Genomic DNA, 23,963 nt, shown 5'->3' on the forward strand with positions numbered 1-23,963 from the left:
AATGTGCGACGAAGGCCGCCGGTGGAGACAGATTTTTGGGACAGCTCCTACTCAACAAAGTTCAGAAATTCTATGGCGACTACGAAGTTCTGAAGGGCGTGCAGCTCGATGTGAAGAACGGCGAGTTCGTCGTCTTCGTCGGTCCGTCCGGCTGCGGCAAATCCACCTTGCTGCGCATGATTGCCGGTCTCGACGCAACGACGGCGGGCGACATCGTCATCGATGGCATCAGGGTCAATGATCTGCCGCCGGTCAAGCGCGGCATCGCCATGGTGTTTCAGTCCTACGCGCTTTATCCGCACATGACCGTCTTCGAGAACATCGCCTTCCCGCTTCGGGTCGAAAGGATGGAAGAGGAAAAGCTCAAGGCCAAGGTGGAAAATGCGGCGCGCATCCTTCACCTCGAACAGCGGCTGCAGCAGAAACCCGGCATGCTGTCCGGCGGCCAGCGCCAGCGCGTCGCGATCGGCCGCGCCATCGTGCGCGAACCGAAGATATTCCTGTTCGACGAGCCGCTTTCCAACCTCGACGCAGCACTTCGCGCCGACATGCGCATCGAGCTTGCCAAGCTGCACCGGCAGTTGAAGGCGACGATGATCTATGTGACGCACGACCAGGTCGAGGCGATGACCATGGCCGACCGTATCGTCGTGCTGGATTCCGGCGACATCTCCCAGACCGGCGCGCCGCTGGAGCTCTATCACAAGCCTGCAAATCAGTTTGTCGCCGGCTTCATCGGCAATCCGAAAATGAATTTCCTGCCGGTGACCTGCAAAGGCATCAGCGCCGGCGGCGTCGAAGTCGATTATCTCGGCCAATCCGCCGTTCTGCCGGTAACGCCGCGCGACGGTATGGCCGGTAAGACCCTGACGCTCGGCATCCGCCCGGAGCATATCCAGCTCAACGGCGGCGATATCGTCTTTACCGTGACGCCGACGGTGATCGAACGCCTCGGGGCAAATACGGTCGCTTACGCCTCGCTGAATGGAGAGTCCGAGAATTTCTGCGCCATGCTGCCCGGCAGCGTCGGCATCCGCCCCGACACGCCGGTTGCCACCGGCATCAACGCCGCCGATTGCCATCTCTTCGACGAGGCTGGCATCGCCTTCGAGCGGCGGGTGGAGCTGACGGAAATCGATATGAATGTGATCAATCCGACGGCGGCTTGAAACGACCGGCTCTGTTTCAGCGGTTCGGGCGTCGGCAGTATGGCGGAATTGCGCCTCTCGTTCAGCGATTTCTCGGGCGGCATGTTACGAACTTAGGAACGGTCAGCCGCGCCCCGAAGCATTCGGACCGTTTCGCGTGACTGTCATCAACCGAGCCGCGCCCCGGCGACGAGCGCTTTAGTCCGCCACCCGCGCGCGTAGGCGGGGCAAGATCCAGTCGAGGAAGCAGCGCACCTTCAGCGACAGCGGATCGGCTGGTCCATGCATCACGTTCACAGGCAGCGGTTCCGGCGCGAACTCCGTCAGCAATTCCTGCAGAGCGCCGGAGCGCAGCTGATCGGAAATCTGGTAAGACAGTACGCGGATGATGCCGATACCGGCCATTGCAGCCTGAATGGCCGCCTCCGTCGTGTTGACCGCGAGTTTGGGGTGCGGCTCGATGGTGAAGGCCGGACCGTCCCGGCGGTAGCGCCATTCCGGCGCGGTCGCAAAGCCCTGGAAGCTTATACCGTCATGTCGTGCGAGGTCTTCCGGCTGACGCGGCACGCCTCGGCGGGCCAGATATTCGGGGCTGGCGCAGATCACCCGGCGGACACTGCCGACGCGTGTTGCGATCAGTGCACTGTCCGTCAGGTGGCCAATTCTAAGAGCCACGTCAACCTGCTCGTCCGCAAGATTGATCTGCCGATCGACCAGCGTCAGGCGCAGGTTGATATTGGGTTGCTCCTTCAAGAATTGCAGCGAGATTGGCAGCAGATGACGCTCGCCGAAGGCAACAGGTGCGGTCACATGGAGCCCGCCACGCAGCGCTCCATGGTCGCCGCTCGCCTGCCGCTCCGCCGCGTCCAGCTCCTCAAGGATGCGGCGTGAGGCGGCGACAAAGGCGCGCCCCTCTTCGGTCAGCGACAGGCCCCGGCGAGTGCGCAGCACCAAGGGCACGCCGAGGTGCTTTTCAAGATGGGCGACCTTGCGGCTGACCGTGGCAAGCGGGGCACGCAGTTGCCGCGCCCCGGCAGAAAGGCTGCCGGCATCGACCACCGCCAGCAATACCGACATCGCGTCAAATCGATCCATGCAATCCTTCCGTTATCTGAGAGGAATGTTCTCAAAATGGCAGGATACCCTACTGATTGTGGATATCATAGCTTCACGTCGTTCACCGGCGCTGTTCGGTTTCCCGTATTGCTAATGATCAGGAAGGACGCCATGCCCAAACTTTCGCGCCGTGCCTTTGCAAGCGCCCTCCCTCTCGGCTTGCTCGGGGGAAGCCTTTTCGGCGGAGGAATGATTGAAGGCGCGTCCGCGCTTGCCGCGACACCGGCTACGGCCAAAGCGCCGGTCAGCGTTACGCCGCTCGCGCAGATCCGCATCGGTCGTTTCACGGTGACGGCGTTGACGGACGGCTATGCGGATATGCCCTATGATTATTTTCCGGGGCGAACCGCGGCGGAGGTCGAACAGGCGGCAGTCGCGCAGTTCACCGCCCGCGCCAGCGGGGTGCGGTTCCTGTTCAACCAGTATCTCGTCGAGGATGGCGAACGCCGCATCCTGATCGATGCCGGTGCGGCAGGCTCGATCGGGCAGACCGGCCAACTGCCGCAGGCGCTCGCCGCGCTCGGCCTGCAGCCCGACCAGATCGACGCGGTGATCGTGACGCATATGCATCAGGACCACATGGGCGGTCTGATCCTCGGAGGCAAGAACAACTATCCCAAGGCGGAACTCTATATAGATCGCCGCGACGTCGCCCATTGGACCGACCCGGCCAAGCGCAGCGGCGCACCCGATTATCTGCAGACCAGCTTCAAAATGGCCGACGAGGTCGTGCGCCTCTATCCGAGACTTCAGGCGATCGACGGAGAGCGAGAAATCGTGCCGGGCGTCTCGATTGTCGACCTGACCGGCCATACACCCGGCCATATCGGCGTGCGGGTCGAGGATGGCGGGCAGAGCCTCATCATGGTCTCGGATATGATCTTTCCCGTCGTTCATCCTGGGGCGACCGACGTGTTCTTCCTATTCGAGCAGGATCCTGCCGCGGCCAAAGCCATGCGCGACCGGTTCTTTCCTCGCGCCGCTTCGGAAGGCGCCCTCATCGCCGCCACGCACATGCCCTTCCCAGGGCTCGGCCGTGTCGTTGCCGACCGTGGGCAGATGCGTTGGCAGGTAGCGGATTGGGCCCTGCAGAACTGAGGTCTGCTTGGCGGTCGCAAGGGTAGTGATCGCCATGACCGCTTTCGCGGGGCTGCTGCACCGCGATAAAGCCGCGTTTGGCGATCAGGGCTATTTCGACCTCAATCGGAACCAACCCCTACCAGACGAGACCGCGGGCCGCGACATCCTCTACGCGGGTGACGATACCGCCCCGATGGAAGACCATCGTATCGAACAGGTTGGACACTACGCAGGTGTGGTTCGGGATGATGAAGAGCTTCTCGCCGATCTGTGGTCGGGGGCCGGTGCAACTCGACAGGTCGATGACGCCGTGTTCTTCCGAGAGGCTGCTGATCCGCGCCTCGGGATAACCGACGATCAGGCCGTAATCGCTAAAACCCTGAAGATCCGATGTCAGAGCCTTCGACCCGGCATCGATGACGGCGCGGTCCGCGTTTGGCCGTGACACGACGGTTGCAAGCACATGCATCGCGCAATCGTCCTCGGAGCAATGACCCATGCGCACCATCTGGCGATCGTTGTAGATATAGGTGCCGGCGCGGTGTTCCGTGGCCGACGTGACGAGATGCGCCTCGAAAAGGCTCGGCGTTCCGCCATTGCTGACGATCGGGCAGTCAATGCCTTCCGATTTCAGATGTTGCAGCGTTTCGGCAATGAAGGCTTCCACAGCGGCGGCCGATTGCGGCTTCGGATAGGTCACGATGCCGCCGAAGGTGAGGCCGTCGGCAGCGGCGATGCGCTTGGCGAGCGAGGCCGCCTCACCCGGTGTCTGCACGCCGCAGCGGCTGCCGCCGGTATCGCATTCGACCAGTACGTTCAGCGGCTTGTGGCCGGAGAAATGTGCTGCCAGCCCGTCGACCGTCACTTCGCTGTCGGCGACGACCTTGAGGGCCGAAATTCTCTCGTTCAACTTGGCCAGCCGCTCGAGCTTCTGCGGACCCAGGATGTTGAAGGTGATGAGGATATCCTCGAAGCCGGCTTCGGNGTCACCTTCTGGCAATTGATGCCCTTGGCGCCGGCGGCAACCTGCGCGACGGCGAGAGCCGGGATCTTGTGCGTCTTGATATGCGGGCGGAAGTTCAGCCCGTGCTGATCCATATAGGATTGAACGCGGTCTATGTTCGAAGCCAGCCGGTCTTCGTCGATCACAGGACGCGGCGTCGAGAGATCGGCGATCCTGTCGCCTGCCTTGGCGATGACGGCAAACCTGGCATCAGGCATCTAGGCGGCTCCGCGTTCTGGTCCGTGTGGATCGGCCACGATCGGCCATATGGTCTTCGGTGCTCGCCGGTATGGCGTCGTCGCCGGATTATTGGGATAGGGCGTTCCGGCGGAGCAGTAAAGGATCTCGGCCGCGATCTTCGAGAAGGACGCGAAGAAGTGGTTGGTGGATTTGATCACCAGGATCTTTTGCCTGGCGGGATCGATGCCCATCGCCGAAAAAAGGCTCGGATCAAAGCTTTGAGCGCGGGTCGAATTGAGGATGATGTCGAGGCCGTCAAACACGATATGTGCGGCATCGCCGAAAGGTGCGAGGCTCTCGCCGAACTGCATCTCGGCATTCTTCACCAGCTTGACGACCTTGACGGTGCCGTCGATGGGATTGCCGGTGCCCGGCGCCGACTTGGCGCCGAAGCGCAGTGGAATTTCTGCCCCCTCGCCTGCCGCAAAACAAATCTGGACGGCCACCGGATCCCAGATGGTGCCGATCGCTGCACTCGTGACGCCGCGGGCCATGAGCTCTCCGAGGATAACCGTCGCATCTCCTGCGGTGCCACCGCCCGGATTATCCCAGACGTCGGCAATGACAACAGGCCATGCGGTGGCGGCGATCGCACGCGCAACGGCTTCCTTCTCGTCGATCTGCGGGACCATGAAGGTGCCGCGCTTCGAAAATAGCTCGAGGCCGAGTTCGCGCGCTAAAGCCGCGCCTTTCTCCGGCTTATTATCCGTCACGACAAGCAGCTTCGTTCCCATCTCGGGAACGTCGCCCACCATGAAGCCGTGGATCACCGAGATCGACAGGATGTCCGGATCATCCTTCTCGATCTGCATGATCTTGTCTACGAAGGAACGCATGGGCTCGCGCGATGTCGGGAAAACGTCGATCATGCGGCAGTCGAACACTGACATAACAGGCTTGACCCGACCTTCGAGCATTTCGACCGCAATGCGCCAGAGATCCTCGGCGCGGTCGACGAAGTCCGTATGCGGAAACTCTTTGAAATAGACGGCGAAATTAAGCGCTGCGACGCGTTTTGCGGTGAGATGGCTGTGCGGATCGAGTTCGGCACAGATGAGGACATCAGGCCCGACGATCTCGCGGATGCGCGAGAGAAGATCGCCTTCCGTATCCTCGTATCCGGCGGCCACCATGGCGCCGTGCAGGCCCATGACGACAGCGTCGACAGGCATTGCCGCGCGGAGTTGGCCTATGATTTCGTCACGCAATTCCTCGTAGGTCGCCCGGTTGACGAGGCCCGCAGGATCGGCCCAGGTGGCGGTTCCTTCGATCAGCTCCCAACCCTTTTCTCGGGTGACGCGCCTTCCGACGGTGATCGGCGCGGTGCAGAGTGTCGGTGTTTCGGGATGTTGGCCGGGCGGGGCATAAAGCGACGCTTCGAACGCGCGACGATCCACGCAGATCGGGGAAAAGGTATTGGTCTCGGTCGCCAGTGCTGCCGTGAAAATGCGCAAGAAAGTGGCCTTCGTGTTGTCGGCCCCGCGTCAACCCATCGGGTTCGGCAGGTAGCCGGTGAAACCTGAGATTTTCCAGCGTCCTTGGTGAAGCCTGCAATAATAGAGCGTCTGCCATTGCATGACATCGCGGGTACCGTCAGGCTTGGAAATGCCGCCGTCGAATTTCTTGCGGACGAGCGCCATGTCGCCTTCGATTTCGATATCTTCCAGCGTCGTCGTGGTGAAGATCGCCGTGCGAGCATCCTCTGCGAAGCTCTGGCCGGCGAAATCCTTCGCCTGCCTCAGCCATTCCTCGCGATAGGCCGACAGCGTCGGAAATGCGAGGCGCCACTTGTCGGGGCTGACTTCCTTTCGGCCGTCGATGCCGATGAAGCCCTCTTCCACGAAGTCATGTTCGACCATCGACCAATCGGCGGCCAAAAAGGCATCGATATCGCGCGGAACGAGCATCTCCCAGATAGCGTGCCGGGCGCTGTCGGACGGGAAAGGATTCTTGAAAGGATCGCGCATATCTGCCCCAGATTGAAATTCTTTTCATAAAACGTGTTTTTCACTGGTCAAATTCTGCTTTCTATGGTCACTTGTCAACTTATCAAGAAAATAATTTGCAAGGACTTCAGCATGCCCATCAAGCGCTATGGCACTGTTCAAACGGGCGCCGGCGGCAAGGCGCTGCCTTTCGCACGTGCGGTCGAAGCCGACGGATGGCTGTATGTTTCCGGGCAGGTTGCGATGGAAGATGGCGAAATCATCGACGGCAACATCATCGCCCAGACCCACAAGACGATCGCCAATGTCCTTTCGATCCTCGATGAAGCCGGATACGGCGTCGAGGACGTCGTGCGCGTCGGCGTCTGGCTCGACGATCCGCGCGATTTCTGGACCTTCAATAAAATCTATCAGGAGTATTTCGGCGAACATCCGCCGGCACGCGCCTGTGTGCAATCGTCGATGATGGTTGATTGCAAGGTTGAGATCGACTGCGTGGCCTATAAGAAGAAGGATAGATAGACAACTATCGGGGGGGACGGGCTTGGATATCTTTTCAACGCTGCAAGAAGACAAGGGCCGGCTCTCTCCCTCCGAGAGCCGCATCGCGGAGATCATCGTCAACGACTTCGAGTTTGCCGTGAATGCCTCGATCATCGAGCTTGCGGAACGAGCCGAGGTATCGCCGCCGACCGTCACCCGCTTTTGCCGGCGGCTCGGTTGCGAGAGCTTTTCCGACTTCAAGGTGCAGCTTGCCCGCACCGCCCATATCGGCGTGCGCTATCTGAAACCGGAATCGAAAAGCACCGATCCGGCTGATGTCGCCCAGGATATCATCACCAAGGCCCAGAACGCGCTCTTTCTCCTGCACCGGTCGCTCGATCTTGCCGCGATCGAAGCCGCCGTCTCTCATATCGCCAAGGCCGAGATGATCTATGCGTTCGGGTCGGGCGGCAACTCGTCGATGATCGCCGACGAACTGCAGAACCGGCTCTTCCGTCTCGGGCTTCGCATCACGGCAAGTTCCGACCACAGCATGCAGTTGATGATGGCTGCCGCGGCAAGGCCCGGCGACGTGTTGATCGGCTCATCATTCTCAGGGCGCAATATGGAGCTGGTACGGGCCTTCGAGCTTGCCCGCCAGACAAAGGTGAAGACGATCGCCCTCACCCAGACGGACAGCCCGGTTGCAAAGGCCGCCGAAATCGTCGTGCCGATCGATCTTCCCGAGGGCCACAATATCTATCGCCCGACCTCGACGCGCATCGCCTACATCGCGACGATCGATATCCTGTCGAGCTTGGTCGCCTATGCCGTTCAGCCAAAGGCGACGACCACGCTTCGGCGTATCAAGCAGCAGCTTGTCATTCACCGTGACGGCGACGACCGGCAATTGCTTGGAGATTGAGGTTCATGAACGGGAGCGACAGAAAATGACGCAGTCGATTGCCATCGTCACCGGCGCTGCGGGCGATATCGGCGCGGCGATCGCCGCACGGCTCGCCGATGACCACGACGTCGTGGTTCTCGCCGACATCGATGCCGCGGCTGCGGTTGCCGTGGCGTCGAAGCTCGGGGCGGACGACCGTTTCGTCGCCGTCGGATGTGATGTGACCAGCGAGACGAGCATTGCCGAATTGGCAAGGCGCGCTGCCGACGTCGGCGTGGTTCGAACCCTGGTCAATAATGCCGGTGCCGCCCGCGCGACCAGCCTGCACGAGACGACGCCCGAGATCTGGCGGGCGGACAATGCGCTCAATCTCGAAGCGGCATTCTTATGTTTCCGTGCATTCGAGCCCATGCTGAAGGCCTCGAAGGGTTCCGTCGTCAATATCGCCTCGGTCAACGGCATGCATGTCTTCGGGCACCCGGCCTATAGCGTCGCCAAGGCCGGCCTTCTGCATTTCACCCGACTGGTCGCTGTGGAGTACGGCAAGTTCGGCATCCGCTCCAACGCCGTCGCACCTGGCACGGTGAAGACGCAGGCCTGGGAAGTGCGCGCGGCAGCCAATCCGAATGTGTTCGAGGAAGCACGCCGCTGGTATCCGTTGCAGCGCGTTGTCGATCCGAAAGATGTTGCCAATGCCGTGGCCTTCCTTGCCGGTCCCCTGGCCGCAGCCATCACCGGCGTCTGCCTACCTGTCGATTGCGGCCTTACGGCCGGCCAGGCCGAACTCGCGCGAACCTTCTCGCAATCGGAACATTACTGAGAACCGCCATAACTTTTTGTTTTTAAGCAATTCCGGACAAAAAACCGCTTCACACTTTTCCTGGAATTGCTCCAGAGGAAGACGAGAGGAGCAGGTTGGGAGACCGGCTTACTTCTGATCGATGACCGCATGAGCCGACTTTTTCCCGACGTCTTCCGCAATCCGGCGATCCGCGCCAGCATGATCGCCATTTTCACCTTTGGAATGGCGGGGGCGATGACCGCACCTTACCGTTCGGTCGTGGGTATCCGCGAACTGGGCTTGAGCGACGGCCTCTATTCCTTCCTGAGTTTCGTCTCGGCGGCGGTGAACGTCGTCATCAGCATTCTTCTCGGCAATCTCGCCGACCGGCTTGGCGAGTACCGGTCGACGATGATCGGCGCTTGCCTGTTCGGCATCGTCGGCTACGGCATGGTCTACGCTTTTCCGACTGCGGCCATATTCGTCATCAGCGGCTTGTTGCCCCTGCCGATCTACGGGGCGCTGAACTCGCTGCTGTTTGCCAATGCGCGCGCGGCGATGCACGGCATGAACCGAAGCGACATGGTTACGGCCAACTCCGGCGTGCGCGCCATGATCTCGCTGTCCTGGGTGCTGATCCCAGGGGTAACCGGCCTGCTTCTGTCAGGCGCATCGAGCATGCTGCCGGCCTACCTCTTTGCCAGCATCTCATGCCTGCTCTGCCAGGGCATCATTGTCTTCGCCCTGCCGAAGCGCGCGGGAACGGAGATGGCCGCAGCGCATCATCTCAGCTATCTCGGCGCGCTTCGCCAGGTGGTTTCGCCGCGCATCTCGGCGCATATTTGCGGGGTGGCGCTGATCACCAGCACGCTGCATCTGAACGACGCCCTTCTGCCATTGATCGCCACTGGTGCTGCGCATGGCAGGTTGAGCGACGTCGGCATTCTCGTCGGCATCGTCGCATTGCTGGAAGTCGTCTTCATCATCGTCTGGTCACGCATCGCGCGGAAGACCGGCCAGATGACGGCGCTTGCCGCCGGTACCATCATCTATGCCGTGTTCCTCAGCCTGCTCGGCTTTGCCTCCGAGCCATGGCACCTCTATGCGCTCACCTTACTTGCCGGCATCGGAGCGTCGGCAATCATCACCATTCCGATCACCTATCTGCAGGACTTGATCGCCGACCGACCGGGGCTCGGCAGCGCGCTGATCTCAGTCAATATCTTCGCCAGCGCCGGGATCGGCGCGCTCGTCTTTGCCGCCGGCACCTATGTGACAGGCTATTCGGGAACTGCGATCCTGAGCGCCGTCACCGGATTGGCGGGGATAGCGATCATCGGCCTCTTGCATAGAGGCAAAGCCCATTAGCCGGCGCCATCGGCAAAGGGGACGTGACGAAGAATGTGGCTTTCATCGGTGTTCGTCTTGTGACAAGGGTGACGCACCATTTCCTTTGAAGGCGACATGAAGGCGATCTCCGGCACGAATCTCGAACAGGCCAAGTCTCACAACCGGCGTGTGGTGATCGAGGCTGTCCGCACGCACGGTCCCTTGTCGCGCGCAGCGATCGCCCGGATGACGGCGCTGACGGCTCAGACCGTGTCGAATATCGTCGAGGAACTGGAGAGATCGCATCTTCTCGTCCCGTCCGAGGCGCAGAAGCTGGCGCGCGGCCAGCCGATCATTCCCTACACCATCAATCCGCGCGGCGCCTATTCGATTGGCCTCGAACTTGGCCGCCAGCGCGCCAGTGGCGTTCTAACGGATCTCTCCGGCGCGGTTTGCGCCCGCATCGAGCGCCATGTCGAACATCCGGATCCGCAACGGGCCATGCCGGCTCTTCAGTCCATCGTCGAGGATCTTCAGCAGGCCTTCGTTTTCGATCGGAACCGGCTGCTCGGCGTCGGGATGGCCCTGCCCGGCCGCTATGCCGATGGCGGCACCACTTCTCTCAGCCCCCTGAACCTGCCCGGCTGGCAGGGTTTTCCTGTCGGGCATGAGCTGGAACAGCGGGTTAAGGTGCCGGTGCTTGTCGAAAACGATGCGACGGCAGCAGCGATCGGCGAGCGTCTTCACGGCGTCGCCCGCGGTTTGGGCAGCTTCGTCTACCTCTTCCTCGCCGGCGGAGGCGGCATCGGCGCCGGAATGTTCCTCGATGGTCACCTCTACAAGGGTAGCCGCAACAATGCCGGTGAGATCGGGCATATCATCGTCGAACCGCAAGGCAAGCTCTGCAGCTGCGGCAAGCGCGGCTGTCTGGATCGCTACATCTCGCTGACGGTCGCCTACGAATTCATGGGCATTGCCAATGCCGAGGAGCTTTCGCCTGACGATCTCGATGCGCTGATCGCCAAGGGCGGCGAAGGTCTCGACGCCTGGCTAGACCAGGCCGTCCAGCCGCTGCGGCAGACCGTCGACTTTCTGGAACTGGCCTTCGATCCGCAGACCATCGTACTTGGAGGCAGCATCTCGACATCGCTGATGCTTCGGCTTGCAGAGCGGCTGGAGCCGCTGCACACCCCGATCGATCCCAACCAGAAGCGGACATTGCCCCGCGTCATGATCGGCATGACCGGCAAGGATACGGCGATCCTCGGCGCCGCCGCCCTGCCGATCTTTTCCGAAACCAATCCGCGCTTCGACGTGCTGCAAAAGCCGCTCGGCTAGGGAGATTGCCGGGGCCGGCCTCTCATCCGCCTGCCGGCAGCCGCGCCTCTGCCTGCGGCTGGCGACGGGCTAGAGGTCGCGCAAAGATGACCACGTTCCCGAGAAGCGTCAGCGCCAGCCCGATCAGGCCTAGGCCGGTCCAGTGGTAGCCCTCGAAGACCGTCGACAACGACAGGGCGACGATCGGGAACAGGACGGTGGCATAGGCAGCGCGTGAGGAGCCGATGCGGGACACCAGCATGAGGTAGGTGGTGAAGCCGATCACCGATCCGATTGCCGCGAGATAGAGCAGGGCGGCAAGATAGGTGATGTTGGGCGGCGCCACGATCGGCGTTTGCGTCACGGCAATCAGGAACAGGAGGACGATCGCGCCATAGGTCATGCCCCAGGCATTGGCGGTCAGCGGTGAGATTCCGGCCGCGCTGTTTCGACGCGATGCCATATTGCCCAGCGAGAAGAACAGCGTGCCAAGCGCTGCGAGCCCGATCCCTTTCAGCGTGCCCATGTCGAAATCGACGACAACATCCTGTCCGAAAAGCAGGAGGAGGCCGGTTGCTCCGAGCGCCGCTGCGAGAAGCGTGCGGCCTGTAATGCGGTCGCCGAAGAAGAGACGCGCATTGACGGCATTGTAGATCGTTGCGAGCGAGAAGATCACGGAGATTAGCCCGGACGGGATAGAGGCGGCGGCGTTGTAGAAGCAGATGAAATTGAGGCTGAACAGGCAAAGCGCCTGCGCAAGGATGAAAGGTTGATCGCGCAAGGCAGGGAGCTTGAGCCGCCGCATGACAGCCAGGATGGCGACGAGGATCACTGCTGCGACCGCAAATCTGTAAAAGACCGAGACCAAGACCGGCACGGGACCGACCTGCATCGCAATGGCGATCCAGGTCGTCCCCCATATGAGCACGGTTGCGATGAAGAGAGCGGCATTTGCCATGGAGTGATCCTCGTTTTCCCGACCAATAGGCGGACCGAGAGCAGGCCTCTTGCAGATTCTTGCTATGAAATCGATTTGCTCGGACTTCCGGCTCGCCATGCGGGTCGTCCGCCGGTATTGTTCGCACGGCATGGTCAGGTGTGGGGAAGAATTGGTGAAATATAGTCACCCCTCGGTTTTCGGGTTTTTGTCAGCATCTCCCACTGCGCGGATGTCACAATCCATCGATTTGGGGTTCGGGCGATCAGCTGCCATCTGGAGCAATGCACACGACAGGATGAGCTATCAGCGGCCGAACGGTCATACGTTCAGTCTTTATCTCAGAGGCGGCGCCGGAACGCGTCGTCTGGATGGCAGCCCCGCCGCGCGCGGCCGTCCGGGGGTGCTGTGCATCATGCCACAGGAGCACTCGTCCGAATGGGAAATCACCGACTTCTCCCAATTCGTTCATCTGTATGTTCCCGACGACCAGATGCGCCGGATGTTTGCGGAGACGTTTGACCGTGATGCTCGGCTCATGGCTCTTCCCGAAGTGACCTTCGCAGATGCACCTGCCTTGGCGCGCACGCTTCGGCAGATGACGCAAGCGATCGTGGCGGGCAGTCATCTGCAGGCTGAAGAAGCGATGGCACAGACGATCAACGATTTCTTCGTTGATCGTCGTTATGGAGGGATGCGTCCCTGCGCGATCAGCGGCGGGCTCGCTCCTCATGTGCGGCGCCGGAGTCTGGAGTATATCGAGGCCCATCTCGGTGAGACAATCCGATTGCAGGATCTGGCGGCGATCGGGCAGCTCAGCGCCTTTCATTTTCAGCGGATGTTCCGGGCAAGCTACGGTGTGTCCCCGCATGGCTGGGTGGCTCACCGGCGTGTCGAGCGCGCCAAATCGATGTTATCAGGCATGGACCCAATAGCGCAGATCGCTTCGGCCTGCGGCTTCAGCAGCCAGAGCCACATGACACGGGCATTTAAGTTGGGCACAGGCGTCACACCCTCTGCCTATCGGCAACGACAGTGAAGCCCCTTCACTCGACCGCCCTTCTCTTTTCCGAAACCAATCCGCGTTTCGACGTCCTCGCTCGGCTAAACCGAGGGCTCTTCGGCCCTCCCGGGCCTCACTTCACCGCGATGACGACCTTGCCCTTGACGCGGCCTGTCTCCACATAGTCCAGCGCCTCGTTGGTCTTCTCGAACGGGAAGGCCCGGTCGATGACGGGGCGGATGGCGCCCGCCTCAATCAGCGAGGTGATCTTGCCGAGCTGCGCGCCGTTTGCCGTCATGAAGAGGAAGGAATAGCCGATCCCGCGGCGTTGCGATTTCCGCCGGATGCCTAAACTCAAGAAACGAATGACCTGCCGCAGCAGCCAGCCGAAGCCGTTTTCCCTGGCGAAATCGGGGTCGGGCGGACCTGATATCGAGATCAGCTTGCCGCCCGGCTTCAGGACGGCGAGCGATTTCTCCAGCGTATCCTTGCCGAGGCTGTTCAGCACAACGTCATAGCCCTTCAGCACTTTTTCGAAGTCGTCCTTCTTGTAGTCGACCACCACGTCGGCGCCGAGGCTTTTCACCAGATCGATATTTGCCGTGCTCACGGTCGTCGCCACATGGACGCCGAGATGTTTGGCAAGCTGGATCGCGATGGTGCCGACGCCGCCGGAGCCCGCATGGATCAGCACCCTCTGCCCCTTCTGCAGCTTGGCGCGCTCGATAAGCGCCTGCCATGCGGTCAGCGCCACAAGCGGAATGGATGCGGCTTCTTCCATGCTGAGATTGGCGGGCTTCAGCGCGACATCGCCAGCGTCGATGGCGATGTACTCGGCGAAGGTGCCGATGCGATCCTGGCCGGGGCGCGCATAGACCGCGTCGCCGGGTTTGAACTGCCGAACGTTGGCGCCTACCCGGACCACGACACCGGCGACATCATTGCCGAGCGCCAACGGAAGGCGGTAAGGCAGGATCGGCTTGAACTCGCCGTCCCGGATCTTGGCATCCAGCGGGTTCACGCTGGCGGCATGGATCTCGACCATGACGTCATTCTCGCGCAGCTGCGGTTCAGGGCTCTGGCCGAGCCTGAGGGCGCCGCCCTTCTTGTAGCGATCGATCAGGAATGCTTTCATGAGGGCGAACTTTCGTTTTTGTGGTGCGCCGGAAATGCGGTAAGGCAGGCTCAACCGGGAAGTTTGTTGAATTTCCGGAGGCTCTTGTCGACGAAGGACTCGGGCAGGAAGCGGCGGATGAAACGCACCTGTCCTGCTGCTTTCCCGGCAGTATAGCGTCGCTTGGGCGACAGCGCATTGGCAGCCCGGATGACTGTTGCGGCAACCACCTCGGGCGCATCTCCTTTTGAGACGATCTCGCGCATCAGCTTCTCCGCGTCGGCGCGCACCGCATCATAGACGGCAATCGGCCGGTCGGGGCGCGTGATGTTCTCCTCGAAGGAGGTGCGGGTGACACCCGGTTCGACGAGCACGACGCGGATGCCCTGTGTGCGCACTTCATGGTCGAGGGATTCCGAATAGCCTTCGATCGCATGCTTGGTCGCTGCGTAGAGCGCGTTGAAAGGCGCCGGGATCAGTCCAAGGATCGAGCTCAGGTTGACGATCCGGCCCCTGCGCTGCCGCCGCATCACCGGCAGTACAGCATTGGTCATTCTGATGGTGCCGAAAACGTTGACGTCGAATATGGTTTTCGCCTGCGCCGTCGTCGACTCCTCGGCGCCACCGAGCAGGCCGATCCCGGCATTATTGACGAGCAGATCGATCTGCCCTGCCCGGCTCAGAACCTCGTCGACGACGCCCTGCACGGATTGATCATCGATGACGTCGCAGACCAGCATGGTGATCCCATCGGCGGTGTCGGACATCGGCTTTCGACTGGTGCCGAACACCCGGTAACCGTCGCGTAGCAAGGCCCTCGCCGTCACCAGCCCGATGCCGGAAGAAGCCCCTGTGACCAGGGCAATGCCGCGTTCTCTCTTGCTCATCGACGTCTGCCTTCGTTTTGTCGTGGAATATCCATGCGCAGTCTGTTACTATCAAATCGATAGCAAGTCACTACTAAAAAGATATCGACATGAAGAATCTTTCCGAACAGCCCTGCCTGATCGCCCGTAGCCTGGCACTCGTCGGCGATGCGTGGAGCATGTTGATCATGCGCGACGCCCATGCGGGGCTGACCCGCTTCGATGAATTTCGCAAAAGCCTTGGCATTGTCCCGACAATGCTGACGGGGCGGCTGTCATCGCTGACCGAGGAAGGATTGCTGGAAAAACGCCGCTATTCCGAGCGTCCGCCGCGCGACGAATATGTGCTGACGGAAGCCGGACGCGACTTTCTGCCGGTGCTGTTTGCGATCGGCGCCTGGGGCCGCAAGCACCGCGGCGGCGGTGCAGTCACCCGCTTCTTCGACGTCGAGACCGGTACGGAGATCGATCCCGTCACCATCGACCGCGCGACCGGCGCGCCGATTGGAACACGTCCTATTCGTATCGCAGCACCCGGATGCGAGCTGCCTGCGGCAGATGAAGCGGCACCTGACAACGCCCTTTGAAAGCGATGTCAGTATCCCCCGCCATCCACCGCCTCCGGCGATGGCAAGGGTGATCCTCAAATAAAGCCCGCGGTGCCAATCCGAGCGTTACGACTGCTGTAGTCCGTAGAGTAGCGGCATCAGTCCTGCGAGCGCCCTGAAACGCTCCCACGACTTGGACGAAGGCTTCGTCCAGCCTGTTTCGGCAAGTGCGGAAAGGCGCGGGAAGACGAGGCGGTCGAAAACGGCGCGATCCGTCATCGGCTCGGACCAGATGCAGGCCTGGATGCCGAGGAGTTGCTGTTTCTGGCTCGCCGTCCAGCCGCCGATGGGATCGAAATTGTAGAGCTTCTCGGCATCTGAAGTCCCCGCCCAGCTGGCGCCGGGCTCATCCCAGTCGGGCCTGAGCGCCATGTCGAGGTAGTAGACCTGTCCGGGGCAGACGACGATTTCGTAGCCGCGCTCGGCAAGTTCGGCCGAGACCTCGACATTGCGCCAGCTGCAGAGATAGCTCTTCGATTTGTCGATGACATCGCCGTGGGCGGCCTCTTCCCAGCCGCCGGTGATGCAGCCCTTGCTCGCAAGGAAGCGCTGGACGCGGTTCAGGAACTCCGCCTGCAGGAAGGCGGCACCCGAGCCGTGGATGTCGTCGGCGCCATGGGTATTGGTCACGACGTTCAGCCGTTTGGCATGCGCATCGGCAACCTCGTTGCCGGCGACGCTGCGCAGGCGCTCGAGCGCCTCCGGCGAACCCGACCACGCGCCAAGCGGAACTTCGTCGGCGCCGAGATGGATGATCTTGAACGGAAAGAGCTCGATGAGCTCGGAGAGGATCGTCTCGATGATCTCATAGGTCTTCTCGCGGGCCGGATTGATGCAATTGTCGGGAAAGCCCTGAACCGAATAATAGCTGCCGACCTCGGCCGGATCGCGCAGCTCCGGTATCGCCTGCAGCATGGCGTAGCAATGACCGGGGACATCGATCTCCGGCACGATCTCCACGCCGAAGCTCTTGCCATGGGCGACGATCTCGCGGATGGCGGCCTTGGTGTAATAACCGCCTGTGCGGGCCGGGCTCGAACCGAGCAGCGGCGGAACGGCCAGACCGTGGCCGCGCCAGGCGCCGACCGCCGTCAGATCAGGATAGGCGTCGATCTCGACGCGCCATGCTTCGTCGTCGGAAAGGTGCCAGTGGAAGCGGTTGAGCTTGTTCCAGGCAAGCACCGCCAACAGCTTCTTGACCTCGGCCGCACCGTAGAACTGGCGGGCGACATCGAGATGCAGCCCACGCCAACCCATCGACGGCTCATCGACGATCTCGCCGGAAGCCGGAAACTGGAAGACCTCGGGATGCAGCCTTGCACCGCGCCAGATCTGGCCGAGCGTGACGAGACCGTAGAGGAAGCCGGTCCGGCTGCTTGCCTCGATCGTGATCGCCTCATCCTCGAAGCCCAGCCGATAGGCCTCCGGCCCGAACCCGACGGCATCCTTCAGGGCAACCGGAACCGCGCCTTCCGCCTCGCTCCGCACGATGCCCTCGACGGCAAACAGATGCTCGACCAGCGCTGCGAAGTTTCGTGCTGCCGCCTGCCCTTCAGCGCTCTGCGCCTGCGGCGCAAAACCGGCCGGCAGCGGCCGGCGGGAAGTGACCGACACATGGTTCGGCCAGGGGATGATCGACACCTGAACGGGCGCATTGATGGGAACCGGATAGATCTCGGCGCCACGCTTCAAGGGTGCGTTGCTGACCGAAGATCGCGTCGGCTCGATGGTGAGCACGATCGTGCTGCCATCGGAAAGCGCGAGATAGCCGCTCGTCGCGCCGTCCGTCCAGTGACGGAATTGCCAGCTCAGCGCGTAGACCGAGATCGTCCAGGTCTCGCCGGCGCCGAGAACGAAATTGGCCGGCGGCTGGAATTCGGTGAAATTCGAGAGCCGTTTCGAAACCGTCGCGCCTTCGACGCGCCCGGCCGGATCGACACGACCCGGGCCGCTGACGCAGAGGGAGAAATTCGAAAGCGGCTCAGTGCCGAGGTTCTTGAGGCGCAGGACATAGGAAAACTCCTTACCATCAGCAGGCGGGTTCCAAAGGGTTTCAAGCCGCAGGGCTTTCGGTCGTGATGTGGACATGGTCACTCTTCCTTCTGAAGATCAGGTCTTGAGCATTCCGGCGTAAATGCCGGGAGCGGAATTGGGGATAGGCATGGCCCCGACGGCCTTTTCGTAAAAGGCAGAAGGGCCGACATCGCCGATGATCGCGTAGGCATAGCCCATCGCTTTCAGGTCGTTCAGGCTGGCAAAAAGCAATGCCCGGCCGATGCCGAGCCCGCGAAGGCCCTCGTCGACACCGGTCGGTCCGAAGAAGCCGCGCGCCGTCGCTTCATGGCAGGAAAAACCGACGAGCTTCTGTTCGCGCGTGGCGATGAAGCAGGTCGGCGGCTGGCGGGTCATGGCGACGGATGCCTTGCTCGCCCATCCCTCACCGAATTGTTCTGCGATCCAGCCAGTGATCAGCCGGAATTCCGGCGGCAGGGCACGGCGGATCGTCACACCCTCCCGGGCCATTCGCTCGGGCGACTGCGTATCTGGCGGCAGGGTGGAAAGGTTTACCAGATAGTCCACTTTGCCATCCTTCAGCTGGAAACGCCGAGTGCGCGTATGAAATGGTTGGAGCCGACCTGCTCGATGACAGTCGATTCAGGACGGCTGAGCGAGCGTACCTTTTCTGCCTGTTCGAGGAAACGCGCGCTTCCGCCGGTCACGAACGGCCGGCTGCCATCCGGAACGGCTGACAGCAGCAACCTTGTATAGGGATGGCGTGGATCGGACAGAACCGTATCGGTGTCGCCCCATTCGACCATCTGGCCGGCGAACATGACGACGATCTCCTCGGCCACATGTGCGGCCGTTGCGATGTCGTGCGTGATATAGAGCATGGCGAGGTCATTCTCGCGTTTCACCGTCGCGAGCAGATCGAGAATGTCCTTGCGGATGGAGACATCAAGCATCGAGGTCGGCTCATCGGCGACCAGCACGCTCGGCGCAACCGCCAGCGCCCGGGCGATATTCACCCGCTGCCGCTGGCCGCCGGAGAGTTCATGCGGGAATTTCTGCCTGGTCAAATCGGGTTCCAGCCCGACGCTTGTCAGCAGACGGGCGATCTCTTCGGCAAGATCCGCCCTGGAGCCGCTCTGCCGATGCAGTTGCAGCGGCCGCGCCAGATGGTGGCTGACGGTGAAGGCCGGGTTGAGCGACGAGAACGGATCCTGGAAGACCATCTGCACCTCCCTGCGGTACTGATGCTCATCCTTCGCCTCGCCGCGGGCAGTCAGATCCTGCCCGCGGAAAAACAGCCTGCCGCCCGTCGGCCTGTCCAAGCGGGCGATGATGCGAGCGCACGTCGTCTTGCCGCAGCCGGATTCGCCGACCAGCGCCAACGCCCGCCCGGGAAAGAGCGAGAAGGACACACCTTTCAGCGCATGAACCGGGCCGAAATTACGCTGGATGTCTTCGAGCCGGATCACGGCGTCGGCGACAACAGGATTTGCCTCCGCTTTCATGCCAAGACTCCCGAGTGATGCGGATTGCCTGGAAGCTGCGGAATGGCATTCCAAAGCTTGCGCGTATAATCGTGCCGCGGCGCTTGAGCGACCTGGCGAACGTCGCCCACTTCGACGAGTTCGCCCTTCAGCATCACGCCGATGCGCTGGCAGAGTTGCGCCATCAGATGCAGGTCATGGGTGATGAAGAGCACCGAGAAACCATAGCTCCGCTGCAGATCGACGACCTGCTCGAGGATCTCCCGCTGCACGACCACGTCGAGAGCCGTTGTCGGCTCGTCCATGATGATAAGCTCGGGTCTCAACGCCAGGCAGATGGCGATGACGATGCGCTGGCGCATGCCGCCGGAGAACTGGTGCGGGTAGTCGCCGATGCGATGTGTGGGGATGCCGACGAGACGGAACATCTCCTCAGCCCGAGCCCTTGATTCCTCATGCGAGCAACCGGTGTGCCGGCGCAGAACGTCATGGAACTGCGCCTCGACCCGCATCAGCGGATTGAGCGAATTCATCGCGCTCTGGAAGACCATGCCGATGCGCTTCCAGCGGATTTTCTGCAACTCGCGTTCGGGCAGCCTCAGGAGATCCTGTCCGTCCAGCCGGATGCTGCCGCCGCTGATCCAGGCAGGCGCCTTGGAAAGACGCGTGATGGCATAGGCAATCGTGCTCTTGCCGCAACCGGATTCACCCGCCAGCCCGAAGATCTCGCCCCGGCCGATATTGAAGGAGACCTCCTTGACGGCGCGGAACTCTCCCTTGTCGATGAGGTAGTCGACATTGAGCTTTTCGATTTCCAGAAGATTGTCGCTCATCGGCCAACCTCCAGTTCCCTGTTGCGGGCACGGTTGAGGCGGAACCAGCGCGTCAACGCCGGGCCGGAGCGCAGCTGCGGATTGGCGATCTCGTCGAAGGTGAAATTCAAAAGCGCGAGGCCTAGCCCCGTCAGCGCGATGCCGACTGCCGGCACCCCGATGTCCCACCATGCACCGACCATGATCGCCGAGGAATTCTGGGCATTGTAGAGCATCGTGCCCCAGGAGACCTTCAGCGGATCGCCGAAGCCCAGATATTCGAGCGTCGTCTGGGCAACGATGGCGTAGATGATGCTGCCGACGAGGTTGATGCCGATCAGCGTCGTCAGGTTCGGCAGGATTTCCACGAAGATGATGCGCCAGGCCGGCTCTCCGATCATCTTGGAGGCCGTGACGAAGTCACGATTGCGAAGCGCCATCGTCTGCGAGCGTGTCATGCGGGCGCCCCAGGGCCAGGAGGTCAGCGCGATGATCGCCATGATCGTCATCGGCCCCACCGTCCCGGCAAAGGAGGCGAGCAGGATTAAGAGCGGCATGTTGGGGACAACAAGCACGGCATTGGTCGCAAGATCGAGCACCGCATCGGTCCTGCCTCCGGCATAACCGGCGACGAGGCCGATGGCCGTGCCGAGAACCGTGATGGCAATGCCCGTGGCAAAACCGACGGAGAGAGAGCTACGGGCGCCCCAGACGAACTGGCGATAGACATCCCGCCCCATCTTCGTCGTGCCCATGACATGTTCGATCGACGGCGGCTGATGCGAGCGCCCGACACGCGCTCCGGGTTCGCCGGGCGCAACGATCGGCGCAAACAGCGCCATCAGCCACAGAGCCATAACGATGACGAGGCCGGCCAGCGCTTTCTTCTGCCTGAGGATGGGTCGCAGCGTAAAGCTCATCAGACGGCCTCCCGTAATCTGGGATCGACGAGCCCGTAGATGATGTCGACGAGGAAGTTGGCGCCCAGCGTCGCGAGCGTCATCAGCAGCAACTGCCCCTGGATGACAGGATAATCGCGGGCGATGCTCGCAGTATAAAGAGTCAGCCCCAACCCCGGATAGTTGAAGACGATCTCGGTGACGATCGAGCCGCCGAAGACGGCGCCGAGCATCAGCGCCAGGTTGGTGAGAACAGGAAGCATGGCATTGCGTGCGCCGTAGCCGAACATGACCGTGAGGTGGCTGAGCCCCTTGGCGCGCGCCATGGTTACATAGTCCTCGCCGAGTACCGAGATCATCGATGAGCGCATGGTCGTCTGGAATTCGCCGATCAGGAACGGCGAAAGCGTCAGGACCGGCAGGATCGCATGGGCGAACACGCTGCCAATGAAGGTGAAATCGAAGGCGGGATCGAGGTTCGGATCATAGGCATATCCCACCGGAAACCAGCGCAGTGAGACCGCGAAGACGAAAAGTGTCGTCAGCGCCACGATGACCGGCGGCACCGAAATCATGATCACGGAGAGCGGCGAGACGATCGTGTCGAAGCGTCCGCCACGGCGCCAGGCCGAAATCGCGCCGAGCACGACACCGACGCAGAGCGAAAAGATGATTGCGGTGGTGACAAGGAAGACGGTCCAGAGCGTCGAACGGCCGAGAACCTGGACGACGGTCTGGGGGTAATATTTGACCGAGACGCCGAGATCGAGGGTCGCCAACCCCTTCACGTAATCGACGAATTGCCAAAGCATCGGCTGGTCGACCGCGCCGAAGCGCGCCTTGATCGCCTCGACGGCGGCAGGGGTTGCCCGTGGGCCGAGCTGGGCAATCATGGCATCGACCGGGCTCCCCGGCATGAGCCGGGGAAGAATGAAGTTCATGACGATGGCGAACGCCAGGGCGACCGCATAGACGCCGAGGCGCCGGCTCGAAACGCGCATTTCCGCTTCCTCGCGAGGCTTATTGGACCGGCTTGAGACGCAGCAGATGCATCAGGCGCATGCGGTTGTTGTCATGGTCTTCCGGGTTCATGACGGGATCCTTGTCGGTGACCCAGCCGGTGAAACGCTTGCTGGAGAACTGATACCAGGTCGGCCCGTTGAATACCGGCACGACAGGAAAGTCGTCGGCAATCAGCAGCTGGATGTCGTTGAAGATCTTCCTGTGATCGTCCTCCGACGTCGCCGTCAGATACTGATCGAAAAGCGCGTCCAGCTTCGGGTTCGAATAGCGCGAGGGCGCGCCGGTGATGCGCCCGCCATAGGCGGTCGACAGGCTCTGGTAATAGCCGCGAAATGGCGTAGCACCGTCGGCGCGGGAGTTCATGACGACCTCGAAGCTGCCATCGATGATCTGCTTGCGCCATTGTTCATATTCCGGCGTGGCAACGGACGCGTTGACGCCGGCAGCACGCAGTCCTTCGACCGCGATCTGGACCGCGTCGATCCAGTCCGTCCAGCCGTTCGGAACGATGATCGGGAAGGCGATCGGCTTGCCGCTCGGCGTCGTGCGGAAGCCGTCGGCACCCTTCTTGTAGCCGGCATCATCGAGGATCTTGTTGGCCTTCTCGGTATCGAAGCCCATGAAGGCGTCCTTGTCGCCCTCGGCGCCCTTGTTGCGCCAGGTCTCAAAACGCGGCGGCAGGCCGGTCGCATGCTCGTTGACGACAGGATAGCCGAAGCCCGCAATATCGACCATCGACGCGCGATCCATGGCGAGGCTGAAGGCATGGCGGAAGTTCAGATCCTTGTAGGCCTCGAGGTTGCCTTCATTACCGCTCTTGAAGTTCATCTGGAAGGCGACGGTTTCGGCCGGCGGCTGCCAGTAGCCGTTATGGTCGGCATCGAGCGCCACGAAGGTCTTGTCGATCTGTGGAATGAAGGATCCGATCCAGTCCATATTGCCTTCCGGGAGGATGGCAAGCATCTGGTCGTTGCCTGATATCTGCGGCAGTCTGAGGCAATCGACATGCAGCGAGGCGGCATCCCAATAGTTCGGGTTGCGGCACTGCTCATAGACCTGCGGCGTGAAACGGCGCAGCTCCGTCATCGGGCCGGAACCGACCGGCTTCTCGTTCTTGAAGGCGACCGGATCGGAAACATCCTTCCAGATATGCTCGGGAACGACGGCGAGATCGGCAAGCGTTTCCGGGAAATCGGAGTTCACGGCCTTGAGATCGATCCTGACCTCGGTCGCCGACGGCGCCTCGACGGATGCAATGGTTTCGCCGACGCCGACAGTGTCGAGTGCTGCGTTCTTCAGCATGAGATCGATCGTGTATTTTACGTCAGCCGACGTCAGCGGCTGGCCGTCGGACCACTTCAGACCAGGCCGCAGCGTATAGGTGACGGATTTCATATCCTCGGAGAACTTATAGTTGGTCGCCAGGCGAAACACCGGCTTGCCGCCATCCTCGGCATTGAAGATGACCAGGGGCTCGTAGATGAAATCCATCGTGCTCTGCCGGCGGCCGGCAAGATCGAACGGATTGAAGTTCTGAACCCAGCTGCTCTGCTCCTCGATATGCATCGTCAGCACCGACTCTGCGGCTGCACCACCCGCCCCAAAAAAGACGAGCGCCGTCAGGGCGGTTGCCGCCGCAAAACCGGCGCGCATGGAATTTGCACTCTTGCTCAATCTCATTTCATCGTTCCCCTTGTTGCTTATTTTTGAAGTCAATCAAATTGATTTAATATTGATAGTCAGTTTCCTGCCGACACGTCAATTGCCGATCTCAAACTTTTTGCAACGGCCTCCGAGCCGGTTATCAGCATTGTTTTGTAAGGATAATTCCGGCGTTAATAATTAATGTACCTT

General features: G+C 61.5%; 22 protein-coding genes and 1 pseudogene. 9 read left to right on the top strand and 14 right to left on the bottom strand.

What is annotated here, in order from left to right; genetic code table 11:
- Window positions 1-35 precede the first annotated feature (35 nt).
- Entirely contained in the window at window positions 36-1,169 is a 1,134-nt protein-coding gene (ugpC, locus tag A6U98_RS30825; protein WP_064654859.1) for a sn-glycerol-3-phosphate ABC transporter ATP-binding protein UgpC, read from the top strand.
- 177 nt (window positions 1,170-1,346) lie between these two features.
- Here ugpC and A6U98_RS30830 read toward each other — a convergent pair whose 3' ends face one another.
- Complete coding sequence (locus A6U98_RS30830; protein ID WP_064654861.1) at window positions 1,347-2,243, bottom strand: LysR family transcriptional regulator; 897 nt, start codon at window positions 2,241-2,243, stop codon at window positions 1,347-1,349.
- A 132-nt stretch (window positions 2,244-2,375) separates the two neighbouring features.
- Here A6U98_RS30830 and A6U98_RS30835 point away from each other — a divergent pair, with 132 nt between their 5' ends.
- The gene (locus A6U98_RS30835; RefSeq protein WP_064654863.1) at window positions 2,376-3,362 is read left to right on the top strand and encodes an MBL fold metallo-hydrolase; all 987 of its coding nucleotides are present in this window, start codon (window positions 2,376-2,378) and stop codon (window positions 3,360-3,362) included.
- A gap of 118 nt (window positions 3,363-3,480) precedes the next feature.
- Here the strand turns inward: A6U98_RS30835 and A6U98_RS30840 are convergent.
- The 3 genes and pseudogenes from A6U98_RS30840 to A6U98_RS30850 form a co-directional block, all read right to left on the bottom strand.
- Window positions 3,481-4,565: pseudogene (locus A6U98_RS30840) on the bottom strand (D-TA family PLP-dependent enzyme).
- Window positions 4,566-6,041: a M81 family metallopeptidase gene (locus tag A6U98_RS30845; protein WP_064654865.1), complete on the bottom strand. Its 1,476-nt coding sequence runs from the start codon at window positions 6,039-6,041 to the stop codon at window positions 4,566-4,568.
- A gap of 30 nt (window positions 6,042-6,071) precedes the next feature.
- Window positions 6,072-6,554, bottom strand: coding sequence for a hypothetical protein (locus tag A6U98_RS30850; protein ID WP_064654867.1), 483 nt, complete (start codon window positions 6,552-6,554; stop codon window positions 6,072-6,074).
- A 111-nt stretch (window positions 6,555-6,665) separates the two neighbouring features.
- Here A6U98_RS30850 and A6U98_RS30855 point away from each other — a divergent pair, with 111 nt between their 5' ends.
- The 5 genes from A6U98_RS30855 to A6U98_RS30875 all read left to right on the top strand — a co-directional run bounded on the left by A6U98_RS30855 (window position 6,666) and on the right by A6U98_RS30875 (window position 11,371).
- Complete coding sequence (locus tag A6U98_RS30855) at window positions 6,666-7,055, top strand: RidA family protein (protein ID WP_003553181.1); 390 nt, start codon at window positions 6,666-6,668, stop codon at window positions 7,053-7,055.
- 22 nt (window positions 7,056-7,077) lie between these two features.
- Window positions 7,078-7,941, top strand: coding sequence for a MurR/RpiR family transcriptional regulator (locus A6U98_RS30860; RefSeq protein WP_064654869.1), 864 nt, complete (start codon window positions 7,078-7,080; stop codon window positions 7,939-7,941).
- 25 nt (window positions 7,942-7,966) lie between these two features.
- Window positions 7,967-8,743 (top strand): SDR family oxidoreductase, encoded by a 777-nt coding sequence (locus tag A6U98_RS30865; RefSeq protein ID WP_064654871.1) that lies wholly within the window; start codon window positions 7,967-7,969, stop codon window positions 8,741-8,743.
- 129 nt (window positions 8,744-8,872) lie between these two features.
- Entirely contained in the window at window positions 8,873-10,072 is a 1,200-nt protein-coding gene (locus A6U98_RS30870; RefSeq protein ID WP_064654873.1) for an MFS transporter, read from the top strand.
- Window positions 10,073-10,168: 96 nt separating this feature from the next.
- Window positions 10,169-11,371: an ROK family transcriptional regulator gene (locus A6U98_RS30875; protein ID WP_064654874.1), complete on the top strand. Its 1,203-nt coding sequence runs from the start codon at window positions 10,169-10,171 to the stop codon at window positions 11,369-11,371.
- 22 nt (window positions 11,372-11,393) lie between these two features.
- On the opposite strand, the gene A6U98_RS30880 is transcribed toward A6U98_RS30875, so the two are convergent.
- Window positions 11,394-12,308 carry a DMT family transporter gene (locus tag A6U98_RS30880; RefSeq protein WP_064654876.1) on the bottom strand — a complete coding sequence of 305 codons (915 nt, stop codon included), beginning with the start codon at window positions 12,306-12,308 and terminating at the stop codon, window positions 11,394-11,396.
- 277 nt (window positions 12,309-12,585) lie between these two features.
- On the opposite strand from A6U98_RS30880, the gene A6U98_RS30885 reads away from it, so the two are divergent.
- On the top strand, window positions 12,586-13,326 hold the full coding sequence (locus A6U98_RS30885) for an AraC family transcriptional regulator (RefSeq protein ID WP_064655347.1): 741 nt from the start codon (window positions 12,586-12,588) through the stop codon (window positions 13,324-13,326).
- Between the two features lie 97 nt (window positions 13,327-13,423).
- On the opposite strand, the gene A6U98_RS30890 is transcribed toward A6U98_RS30885, so the two are convergent.
- Together A6U98_RS30890 and A6U98_RS30895 are read right to left on the bottom strand one after the other, a co-directional pair.
- Window positions 13,424-14,425: an NADP-dependent oxidoreductase gene (locus tag A6U98_RS30890; protein WP_064654878.1), complete on the bottom strand. Its 1,002-nt coding sequence runs from the start codon at window positions 14,423-14,425 to the stop codon at window positions 13,424-13,426.
- Between the two features lie 50 nt (window positions 14,426-14,475).
- A complete protein-coding gene (locus A6U98_RS30895) occupies window positions 14,476-15,291 on the bottom strand; it encodes an oxidoreductase (protein WP_064654880.1) in 816 nt (271 codons plus the stop codon).
- Window positions 15,292-15,380: 89 nt separating this feature from the next.
- Between A6U98_RS30895 and A6U98_RS30900 the strand changes: the two genes are divergently transcribed.
- The gene (locus A6U98_RS30900) at window positions 15,381-15,857 is read left to right on the top strand and encodes a helix-turn-helix domain-containing protein (protein ID WP_064654882.1); all 477 of its coding nucleotides are present in this window, start codon (window positions 15,381-15,383) and stop codon (window positions 15,855-15,857) included.
- 87 nt (window positions 15,858-15,944) lie between these two features.
- Here A6U98_RS30900 and A6U98_RS30905 read toward each other — a convergent pair whose 3' ends face one another.
- From A6U98_RS30905 to A6U98_RS30935, 7 genes are read right to left on the bottom strand one after another with little or no spacing between them, the layout of a single operon-like run.
- On the bottom strand, window positions 15,945-17,966 hold the full coding sequence (locus A6U98_RS30905; RefSeq protein ID WP_064654884.1) for a beta-N-acetylhexosaminidase: 2,022 nt from the start codon (window positions 17,964-17,966) through the stop codon (window positions 15,945-15,947).
- A gap of 21 nt (window positions 17,967-17,987) precedes the next feature.
- The gene (locus tag A6U98_RS30910; RefSeq protein WP_064654885.1) at window positions 17,988-18,458 is read right to left on the bottom strand and encodes a GNAT family N-acetyltransferase; all 471 of its coding nucleotides are present in this window, start codon (window positions 18,456-18,458) and stop codon (window positions 17,988-17,990) included.
- Between the two features lie 11 nt (window positions 18,459-18,469).
- Complete coding sequence (locus A6U98_RS30915; RefSeq protein WP_064654886.1) at window positions 18,470-19,396, bottom strand: ABC transporter ATP-binding protein; 927 nt, start codon at window positions 19,394-19,396, stop codon at window positions 18,470-18,472.
- The gene (locus tag A6U98_RS30920) at window positions 19,393-20,208 is read right to left on the bottom strand and encodes an ABC transporter ATP-binding protein (protein WP_003553212.1); all 816 of its coding nucleotides are present in this window, start codon (window positions 20,206-20,208) and stop codon (window positions 19,393-19,395) included. Before A6U98_RS30920 ends, A6U98_RS30915 begins: the two co-directional genes overlap by 4 nt.
- Window positions 20,205-21,107 (bottom strand): ABC transporter permease, encoded by a 903-nt coding sequence (locus A6U98_RS30925; protein WP_064654888.1) that lies wholly within the window; start codon window positions 21,105-21,107, stop codon window positions 20,205-20,207. The genes A6U98_RS30920 and A6U98_RS30925 overlap by 4 nt, the downstream gene beginning before the upstream one ends.
- Window positions 21,107-22,087: an ABC transporter permease gene (locus A6U98_RS30930; RefSeq protein WP_064654890.1), complete on the bottom strand. Its 981-nt coding sequence runs from the start codon at window positions 22,085-22,087 to the stop codon at window positions 21,107-21,109. Before A6U98_RS30930 ends, A6U98_RS30925 begins: the two co-directional genes overlap by 1 nt.
- A gap of 19 nt (window positions 22,088-22,106) precedes the next feature.
- Window positions 22,107-23,789, bottom strand: coding sequence for an ABC transporter substrate-binding protein (locus A6U98_RS30935; RefSeq protein ID WP_064654892.1), 1,683 nt, complete (start codon window positions 23,787-23,789; stop codon window positions 22,107-22,109).
- Window positions 23,790-23,963: the final 174 nt, after the last annotated feature.

Origin of the sequence: Rhizobium sp. WYCCWR10014, from assembly GCF_001657485.1 — a bacterium.
Taxonomy (GTDB): Bacteria; Pseudomonadota; Alphaproteobacteria; order Rhizobiales; family Rhizobiaceae; genus Rhizobium.

Bases quoted from the DNA above. Each gene is read 5' to 3' on its own strand.
- A6U98_RS30880 (WP_064654876.1), bottom strand. From the start codon at position 12,308: ATGGCAAATGCCGCTCTCTTCATCGCAACCGTGCTCATATGGGGGACG.
- A6U98_RS30835 (WP_064654863.1), top strand. From the start codon at position 2,376: ATGCCCAAACTTTCGCGCCGTGCCTTTGCAAGCGCCCTCCCTCTCGGC.
- A6U98_RS30885 (WP_064655347.1), top strand. From the start codon at position 12,586: ATGAGCTATCAGCGGCCGAACGGTCATACGTTCAGTCTTTATCTCAGA.
- A6U98_RS30855 (WP_003553181.1), top strand. From the start codon at position 6,666: ATGCCCATCAAGCGCTATGGCACTGTTCAAACGGGCGCCGGCGGCAAG.
- A6U98_RS30935 (WP_064654892.1), bottom strand. From the start codon at position 23,789: ATGAGATTGAGCAAGAGTGCAAATTCCATGCGCGCCGGTTTTGCGGCG.
- A6U98_RS30925 (WP_064654888.1), bottom strand. From the start codon at position 21,107: ATGAGCTTTACGCTGCGACCCATCCTCAGGCAGAAGAAAGCGCTGGCC.
- A6U98_RS30890 (WP_064654878.1), bottom strand. From the start codon at position 14,425: ATGAAAGCATTCCTGATCGATCGCTACAAGAAGGGCGGCGCCCTCAGG.
- A6U98_RS30930 (WP_064654890.1), bottom strand. From the start codon at position 22,087: ATGCGCGTTTCGAGCCGGCGCCTCGGCGTCTATGCGGTCGCCCTGGCG.
- A6U98_RS30865 (WP_064654871.1), top strand. From the start codon at position 7,967: ATGACGCAGTCGATTGCCATCGTCACCGGCGCTGCGGGCGATATCGGC.
- A6U98_RS30920 (WP_003553212.1), bottom strand. From the start codon at position 20,208: ATGAGCGACAATCTTCTGGAAATCGAAAAGCTCAATGTCGACTACCTC.
- A6U98_RS30870 (WP_064654873.1), top strand. From the start codon at position 8,873: ATGAGCCGACTTTTTCCCGACGTCTTCCGCAATCCGGCGATCCGCGCC.
- A6U98_RS30850 (WP_064654867.1), bottom strand. From the start codon at position 6,554: ATGCGCGATCCTTTCAAGAATCCTTTCCCGTCCGACAGCGCCCGGCAC.
- A6U98_RS30830 (WP_064654861.1), bottom strand. From the start codon at position 2,243: ATGGATCGATTTGACGCGATGTCGGTATTGCTGGCGGTGGTCGATGCC.
- A6U98_RS30895 (WP_064654880.1), bottom strand. From the start codon at position 15,291: ATGAGCAAGAGAGAACGCGGCATTGCCCTGGTCACAGGGGCTTCTTCC.
- A6U98_RS30900 (WP_064654882.1), top strand. From the start codon at position 15,381: ATGAAGAATCTTTCCGAACAGCCCTGCCTGATCGCCCGTAGCCTGGCA.
- A6U98_RS30915 (WP_064654886.1), bottom strand. From the start codon at position 19,396: ATGAAAGCGGAGGCAAATCCTGTTGTCGCCGACGCCGTGATCCGGCTC.
- A6U98_RS30905 (WP_064654884.1), bottom strand. From the start codon at position 17,966: ATGTCCACATCACGACCGAAAGCCCTGCGGCTTGAAACCCTTTGGAAC.
- A6U98_RS30875 (WP_064654874.1), top strand. From the start codon at position 10,169: ATGAAGGCGATCTCCGGCACGAATCTCGAACAGGCCAAGTCTCACAAC.